At 64.1% G+C, this 6,795-nt stretch carries 9 protein-coding genes; 7 read left to right on the top strand and 2 right to left on the bottom strand.

The window, feature by feature from the left end; translation table 11 throughout:
* Positions 1-43: 43 nt before the first annotated feature.
* Positions 44-571, top strand: coding sequence for an RNA polymerase factor sigma-70 (locus tag DMX06_RS22340; protein WP_110739387.1), 528 nt, complete (start codon positions 44-46; stop codon positions 569-571).
* Positions 572-758: 187 nt separating this feature from the next.
* Here DMX06_RS22340 and DMX06_RS22330 read toward each other — a convergent pair whose 3' ends face one another.
* The gene (locus DMX06_RS22330; protein ID WP_110739386.1) at positions 759-1,559 is read right to left on the bottom strand and encodes a substrate-binding periplasmic protein; all 801 of its coding nucleotides are present in this window, start codon (positions 1,557-1,559) and stop codon (positions 759-761) included.
* A 188-nt stretch (positions 1,560-1,747) separates the two neighbouring features.
* On the opposite strand from DMX06_RS22330, the gene DMX06_RS22325 reads away from it, so the two are divergent.
* On the top strand, positions 1,748-2,299 hold the full coding sequence (locus DMX06_RS22325; protein WP_110739385.1) for an exonuclease domain-containing protein: 552 nt from the start codon (positions 1,748-1,750) through the stop codon (positions 2,297-2,299).
* A gap of 73 nt (positions 2,300-2,372) precedes the next feature.
* The gene (ppnP, locus tag DMX06_RS22320) at positions 2,373-2,657 is read left to right on the top strand and encodes a pyrimidine/purine nucleoside phosphorylase (protein WP_038705716.1); all 285 of its coding nucleotides are present in this window, start codon (positions 2,373-2,375) and stop codon (positions 2,655-2,657) included.
* A 102-nt stretch (positions 2,658-2,759) separates the two neighbouring features.
* Here the strand turns inward: ppnP and DMX06_RS22310 are convergent, their stop codons facing one another.
* Positions 2,760-3,452 (bottom strand): alpha/beta family hydrolase, encoded by a 693-nt coding sequence (locus DMX06_RS22310; protein WP_110739410.1) that lies wholly within the window; start codon positions 3,450-3,452, stop codon positions 2,760-2,762.
* Positions 3,453-3,501: 49 nt separating this feature from the next.
* On the opposite strand from DMX06_RS22310, the gene ccoN reads away from it, so the two are divergent.
* From ccoN to ccoP, 4 genes are read left to right on the top strand one after another with little or no spacing between them, the layout of a single operon-like run.
* Positions 3,502-4,926 carry a cytochrome-c oxidase, cbb3-type subunit I gene (ccoN, locus tag DMX06_RS22305; protein WP_050706570.1) on the top strand — a complete coding sequence of 475 codons (1,425 nt, stop codon included), beginning with the start codon at positions 3,502-3,504 and terminating at the stop codon, positions 4,924-4,926.
* Positions 4,927-4,939: 13 nt separating this feature from the next.
* Entirely contained in the window at positions 4,940-5,548 is a 609-nt protein-coding gene (gene ccoO / locus DMX06_RS22300) for a cytochrome-c oxidase, cbb3-type subunit II (protein ID WP_110739384.1), read from the top strand.
* A gap of 5 nt (positions 5,549-5,553) precedes the next feature.
* Positions 5,554-5,748 carry a cbb3-type cytochrome oxidase subunit 3 gene (locus DMX06_RS22295; protein WP_023632287.1) on the top strand — a complete coding sequence of 65 codons (195 nt, stop codon included), beginning with the start codon at positions 5,554-5,556 and terminating at the stop codon, positions 5,746-5,748.
* Positions 5,745-6,686 (top strand): cytochrome-c oxidase, cbb3-type subunit III, encoded by a 942-nt coding sequence (gene ccoP, locus DMX06_RS22290; RefSeq protein ID WP_110739383.1) that lies wholly within the window; start codon positions 5,745-5,747, stop codon positions 6,684-6,686. Before DMX06_RS22295 ends, ccoP begins: the two co-directional genes overlap by 4 nt.
* Positions 6,687-6,795 lie beyond the last annotated feature (109 nt).

The raw sequence follows: 6,795 nt of genomic DNA, 5'->3' as shown, positions 1-6,795 counted from the left end.
TCAGGGGTGCGCTCCCACTCCTCTTCGAGACAAGGTGATTTCCATGGCGGAACAACTATCCACAAGTAAGTGCGATTCACCATTACTCCAGGCATTCGTCGACAACCGCAGCATCCTGGTGAAGATCGCGGCGCGCATCACCGGTTGCCGCTCCCGCGCCGAGGATGTGGTGCAGGACGCCTTCTTCAGGCTCAGTGCCGCCCCGCAGATCACCTCTTCCTTCAAGGCCCAGCTCAGCTACCTGTTCCAGATCGTGCGCAACCTGGCCATCGATCACTACCGCAAGCAGGCCATGGAGCTGAAGTACACCGGTAGCGAAGAGGAAGGGATGAACGTGGTCATCCAGAACGCCTCGCCCGAGGCCACCCACCTCAATCTCGCCACCCTTGAACACATCGCCGACGCCCTCGACGAGCTGCCCAAGCGCACCCGCTACGCCTTCGAGATGTACCGCCTGCATGGCGTGCCACAGAAGGACATCGCCAAGGAGCTGGGGGTGTCGCCGACGCTGGTCAACTTCATGATCCGCGATGCGCTGATCCATTGCCGCAAGAGCAGTCGCCTGGGCTGAGCTGTTCTCCATCGATTCTGCTGGACCCTGTGGGAGCGGGTTTACCCGCGAAGAATCCAACGCGGCGCCTGGCACCGGCTGCGCCGGTGTTCGCGGCTGAAGCCGCTCCCACAGGAGCACGCCTTTGCCTCGGGCACTGCAGAATCCTGCACGCTCATTACTGAATACGCGGCAACTTCGCCGAAATTTAGTCGTGCGGTGCTTCGACGGTGATCTTGTAGGGCTGGAAGATGCGCAGCAGCTCGCCATTCTCCCGCAACCGACGCAACAGGCCGGCGAAGGCCTCGGGGCTGATGGAAGCCCCGGGGCGTAGCAGCGCGTAGTGATGGTAGACCTGGTCGACCCGTTGCGACGCCAACAACTGGCCGGCGCTGTCCGGGTTGCGCTGGAGGAAGTCGCTGAGGTACGAGCGGGTGACCAGGGCGATGTCGGCACGCCCGCGCTCGACCATGTTCAGGTTGCTGTCGTGGGAATAGGTCAGCGTGGCGCGATAGCGCTTCTTCAACCAGGCCGGGTCCGCGTTGAAATCGGCAAAGGCATAGTGGTAGCCATTGAACAGCGCCAGTCGCTTGCCCTCGAGGTCGTCGAAGTAATGCTGGTCACGCCCGGCCTGCTGACGGCTGACGAAGATCTCGGCATCCTCCAGTCCCATGTCCACCGCCTTGTACTCGATCTCCTGCCAGCCCCACTGCGGATTCTCGAAGATCGCCATGTCGGTGCGACCCTGCTGGAAATCGCCGAAACGCCGGGGAATCGAGGTAGGCACCAGGACGAAACGGTACAGGGACTGCGAGCGGTTGAGCGACTCCACCAGCTGCGGCAGCAGGCCGGTATCGGCTCCCTGTTCCGGACGCACCGTATAGGGCGGGAAATGCGCCGCCCCGATCTTCACTTCCCGCACCACCTCGGCCTGCGCCCCGGCACTCAGCAAAACCGTCGCGAACAGCAACAGGGAGGACGACAGCTTGGCACTGGGCAGTGGAATCAAGTCGGGACACTCATCACGGGTAAGGGCCTGAATGCGCCTAAGCTAGGCGTTTTCCCGCACGGGCACAACCGCCGAATATGCCAAAGTGCCAGGGGATGTCGTGGGCCTCGAGTTTGGCTACGCTCTACTGGCCTGCGCACGCGCCCCGGCAAGCGCGCCGGTTTTTCTGCATTGATAGGGAGCCTGGCATGGGTCACTGGTTGGTGATCGACCTGGAAGCCACCACCGACGACGGCGGCTGGCCGGTCACGGAGATGGAAATCATTGAAATCGGCGCAAGCCTGGTCACCCGCGATGGGCGCGAGGTCGACCACTTCCAGCGCTTCGTGCGGCCTCGGCGGCGGCCGCAGCTGACCCCCTTCTGTCGCGAGCTGACCCACATCGGCCAGGCCGAGGTCGATGCCGCTGCGCCCTTCCCCGAGGTCTGGGCCGCGTTCGAACGCTGGCTGGACCACCACCAGGCGCAGCTGCAGGCCTGGGTCAGCTGGGGCGACTACGACCGCAAGCAGCTGCTGCAGGAATGGCAGGCGCACCATGTGCGCAGCCTGCTGGAGCAACTACCGCACATCAACCTCAAGCAGCGCTTCGCCAAGGCCCGCCACCTGCAGCGCCCGGCAGGCCTGAACAGCGCCCTGCAACTGGCCGGCCTGCAGTTCGCCGGGCAACAGCACCGGGCCCTGGAAGACGCCCGCAACACCGCGCGCCTGCTGCCCCTGAGCCTGCCGCCGGGCAGCGCCTGAAACAGATGACGCAGGGGCGGGCCTTGGGCATACTGGCCAGCCCTTTTTTCAGTCCTTTTTCAGGAGTCGCCCGATGTTCAAGGTCAATGAGTACTTCGATGGCACCGTCAAGTCGATCGCCTTCGAAGGCAAGGAAGGTCCGGCCACCGTGGGCGTGATGGCCCCGGGCGAATACGAGTTCGGCACTGCCAAGCGCGAGATCATGCACGTGGTCTCCGGCGCCCTGAGCGTGAAGCTGCCGGGCAGCGACAACTGGGAAACCTTCAACGCTGGCGACAAGTTCAACGTGGCCGCCGACAGCAAGTTCCAGCTGAAGGTGGCCGTGGATACCGCTTACCTGTGCGAGTATCGCGACTAAGCGATAGCCTGCACCGGCCTCTTCGCGGGTAAACCCGCTCCCACAGGGTTCGAGCATTGCACCGTCCCTGTGGGAGCGGGTTTACCCGCGAAGAAGGCTGCATCAATCTTTCAGGAAAGCCGCCACCCGCTGCGCCGCCGCCTGCATGTGCTGCTCATGGCTGAACCCCGACGCCTTCAACGGCTTGAGGTCATGATCGGCCGCCGCCAGCCAGTTCACCTCGATCGCCGGCGACAGCTCATACCCCGCCACCGCCTCACGATTGCCCAGGGCATCCCGCTCGCCCTGCACGATCAACGTTCGCGTGCGTAGCCCGGCCAGGTGCTCCACCCGCGGCTTCTCAGGCTTGCCCACCGCATAGAACGGATACCCCAGGCACACCAGCGCATCGGCGCCCAGTTCGTCCGCCAGCAGGCTGGCCATGCGCCCGCCCATGGACTTGCCGCCAATGGCCAATCGCCCTGCGACTAATTGTCGCATCTGGTCGTATACAGTCCGCCAGCATTCGAGCAACACCTTCTGCGGATTGGGCGGTCGCTTGCCACCGTTTAAACGCCGCTCGGCCATGTAGGGAAATTCGAAGCGCACCACCCCTACCCCTTGCCCCGCCAGCCTTTGCGCCATGTCCTCCATGAACCCGCTGTCCATTGGCGCACCGGCGCCGTGGGCCAGGATCAGGCAACTGGAAATGCCGCGATCCTCTGCCATTTTCGGAGGATCGCAGCGCAAGCCTGGGACATTTTCGATCTTCGCCCATTGATCCCCGTCAATACCGGCACTTTGCCCATTAATCATGCTTGCCTCGCTGTTTAGCCTGCCTATAACCGTGGATGGGAACCCATACATGAACACAACCAGCAGTACCGCCTACAACTATCAGGTGGTCCGCCAATTCGCCATCATGACGGTGGTGTGGGGCATCGTCGGGATGGGGCTCGGCGTCTTCATTGCCGCCCAGCTCGCCTGGCCCGCCTTCAACCTCGACCTGCCGTGGACCAGCTTCGGCCGCCTGCGACCCTTGCACACCAACGCGGTGATCTTCGCCTTCGGCGGCTGTGCCCTGTTCGCCACCTCCTATTATTCGGTGCAACGCACCTGCCAGACCACCCTGTTCGCGCCTCGCCTGGCCGCGTTCACCTTCTGGGGCTGGCAGCTGGTGATCCTGCTGGCGGCGATCAGCCTGCCGCTGGGCTACACCAGCACCAAGGAATACGCCGAACTGGAATGGCCGATCGACATCCTGATCACCATCGTCTGGGTGGCCTATGCCGTGGTGTTCTTCGGTACGCTGATGAAGCGCAACACCAAGCACATCTACGTGGGCAACTGGTTCTTCGGCGCCTTCATCCTCACCGTGGCGATCCTGCACATCGTCAACAACCTGGAAGTGCCGGTCAGCCTGACCAAGTCCTACTCACTGTATGCCGGCGCCACCGATGCCATGGTGCAGTGGTGGTACGGCCATAACGCCGTGGGCTTCTTCCTGACCGCCGGCTTCCTGGGGATGATGTACTACTACGTGCCCAAGCAGGCCGAGCGTCCGGTGTACTCGTATCGCCTGTCGATCGTGCATTTCTGGGCGCTGATCACCCTGTACATCTGGGCCGGCCCCCACCACCTGCACTACACCGCGCTACCGGACTGGGCGCAATCGCTGGGCATGATCATGTCGCTGATCCTCCTGGCGCCGAGCTGGGGTGGCATGATCAACGGCATGATGACCCTCTCGGGCGCCTGGCATAAGCTGCGCAGCGACCCGATCCTGCGCTTCCTGGTCGTCTCGCTGGCGTTCTACGGCATGTCCACCTTCGAAGGCCCGATGATGGCCATCAAGACGGTCAACGCCCTGTCCCACTACACCGACTGGACCATCGGCCACGTGCACGCCGGCGCCCTCGGCTGGGTGGCGATGATCTCGATCGGCGCGCTGTACCACACCATCCCGAAAGTGTTCGGCAAGGAACGCATGTACAGCCTCGGGCTGATCAACGCGCACTTCTGGCTGGCCACCATCGGCACCGTGCTCTACATCGCCTCGATGTGGGTCAACGGCATCGCCCAGGGCCTGATGTGGCGCGCGGTCAACAGCGACGGCACGCTGACCTACTCGTTCGTCGAAACCCTGGTGGCCAGCCACCCAGGCTTCGTCGTGCGCTTCGTCGGCGGCGTGATCTTCCTCAGCGGCATGTTCCTGATGGCCTGGAACACCTGGCGTACCGTGCGCGCCCCGGCCGCCGAGCAAGCCACCGCCAACGCCCAGCTGGCTTGAGGAGTAGAGCCTGATGAACCATGAAGTCGTTGAGAAAAACATAGGCCTGATGGCCCTGCTGATGGTGTTCGCCGTCAGCATCGGCGGCCTGACCCAGATCGTCCCGCTGTTCTTCCAGGACGTCACCAACAAGCCGGTCGAGGGCATGAAGCCCTATACCGCCCTGCAGCTCGAAGGCCGCGACATCTACATCCGCGAAGGCTGCGTGGGCTGCCACTCGCAGATGGTCCGGCCGTTCCGCGCCGAAACCGAGCGTTATGGCCATTATTCGGTGGCCGGCGAGAGCGTGTGGGACCACCCGTTCCTGTGGGGTTCCAAGCGTACCGGCCCGGACCTGGCCCGCGTCGGCGGCCGCTACTCGGACGACTGGCACCGCGCGCACCTGTACAACCCGCGCAACGTGGTGCCGGAATCGAAGATGCCGTCGTATCCGTGGCTGGTGGCCGCGCAGGTCGACAACAGCCACACCGACGTCAAGATGCGCGTCCTGCGCGGCCTCGGCGTGCCGTACACCGACGACGACATCGCCGGTGCCAAGGACGCGGTCAAGGGCAAGACCGAGATGGACGCGCTGGTGGCCTACCTGCAGGTGCTCGGCACCGCGATCAAGAACAAGAGGTGAGTGCGATGGAAATGGACATCGGCATGATCCGCGGCCTGGGCACCCTGGTGGTGATGATCGCCTTCATCGGCCTGTCGCTCTGGGTGTTCAACCGTCGCCGCGACCGTGATTTCGCCGAAGCGCGCCTGCTGCCCTTCGTCGACGACCGCCTGCCCCCCGCCGGGCAGGAACCTGCTGCAATGAGGAGTACCCGGCAATGACCACCTTCTGGAGTACGTACATCAGCGTACTGACCATCGGCAGCCTGATCGGCCTGACCTGGCTGCTGCTCGCCACCCGCAAGGGCCAGAGCAGCGACACCACCGACCAGACCATGGGCCACAGCTTCGACGGCATCGAGGAGTACGACAACCCGCTGCCGAAATGGTGGTTCTGGCTGTTCGTCGGCACCCTGGTGTTCTCGGTCGGCTACCTGATCCTCTACCCGGGCCTGGGCAACTGGAAAGGCATCCTGCCTGGCTACGAGAATGGCTGGACCCAGGTGGACGAGTGGCAAAAAGAGATGGACAAGGCCGACGCCAAGTTCGGCCCGATCTTCGCCAAGTACGCCGCCATGCCGGTGGAGGAAGTGGCCAAGGACCCGCAGGCACTGAAAATGGGCAGCCGGCTGTTCGCCTCCAACTGCTCGGTGTGCCACGGCTCCGACGCCAAGGGCTCCTACGGCTTCCCCAACCTGACCGACAGCGACTGGCGCTGGGGCGGCGAGCCGGAGACCATCAAGGCCTCGATCATGAACGGCCGCCACGGCATCATGCCGGGCTGGGCCACGGTGATCGGCGAGCAGGGCGTGGCCGATGTGGCGGCCTTCGTGCTGACCAACCTCGATGGCCGCAGCCTGCCCGAAGGCGTCAAGGCCGACCCGGCCAAGGGCCAGGAAATCTTCGCCACCAACTGCGTGGCCTGCCACGGGCCTGAAGGCAAGGGCACCCCGGCCATGGGCGCGCCGAACCTGACCCATCCGCAGGCGTTCATCTACGGCTCGAGCTTCGCCCAGTTGCAGCAGACCATCCGTTATGGCCGTCAGGGCCAGATGCCGGCGCAGCACGACATCCAGGGCAACGACAAGGTCCATCTGCTGGCGGCCTATGTGTATAGCCTGTCGCAGGAGCAGGCCGCTGAAACAGTGACTGCCAAGTAACACTCGTGGGAGCGGGCTTGTCCCGCGATAGCGCCAGGCCTGACGACCTCATCGCCCGGGCCGGCGCCATCGCGGGGCAAGCCCGCTCCCACGATCCCTTCTCCCCCCT

The sequence above is a fragment of the Pseudomonas mosselii genome (assembly GCF_003205295.1).
GTDB classification, from domain to species: Bacteria; Pseudomonadota; Gammaproteobacteria; order Pseudomonadales; family Pseudomonadaceae; genus Aquipseudomonas; species Aquipseudomonas mosselii_B.
The sequence above is the reverse complement of the archived record's forward strand: the minus strand, read 5'-3'. Positions and strand labels throughout refer to the sequence as shown.

Excerpts from the sequence above, each read along its gene's own strand:
- DMX06_RS22310 (WP_110739410.1), bottom strand. The coding sequence starts at position 3,452 with ATGATTAATGGGCAAAGTGCCGGTATTGACGGGGATCAATGGGCGAAG.
- DMX06_RS22295 (WP_023632287.1), top strand. The coding sequence starts at position 5,554 with ATGGAAATGGACATCGGCATGATCCGCGGCCTGGGCACCCTGGTGGTG.
- ppnP (WP_038705716.1), top strand. The coding sequence starts at position 2,373 with ATGTTCAAGGTCAATGAGTACTTCGATGGCACCGTCAAGTCGATCGCC.
- DMX06_RS22325 (WP_110739385.1), top strand. The coding sequence starts at position 1,748 with ATGGGTCACTGGTTGGTGATCGACCTGGAAGCCACCACCGACGACGGC.
- DMX06_RS22340 (WP_110739387.1), top strand. The coding sequence starts at position 44 with ATGGCGGAACAACTATCCACAAGTAAGTGCGATTCACCATTACTCCAG.
- ccoP (WP_110739383.1), top strand. The coding sequence starts at position 5,745 with ATGACCACCTTCTGGAGTACGTACATCAGCGTACTGACCATCGGCAGC.
- ccoN (WP_050706570.1), top strand. The coding sequence starts at position 3,502 with ATGAACACAACCAGCAGTACCGCCTACAACTATCAGGTGGTCCGCCAA.
- ccoO (WP_110739384.1), top strand. The coding sequence starts at position 4,940 with ATGAACCATGAAGTCGTTGAGAAAAACATAGGCCTGATGGCCCTGCTG.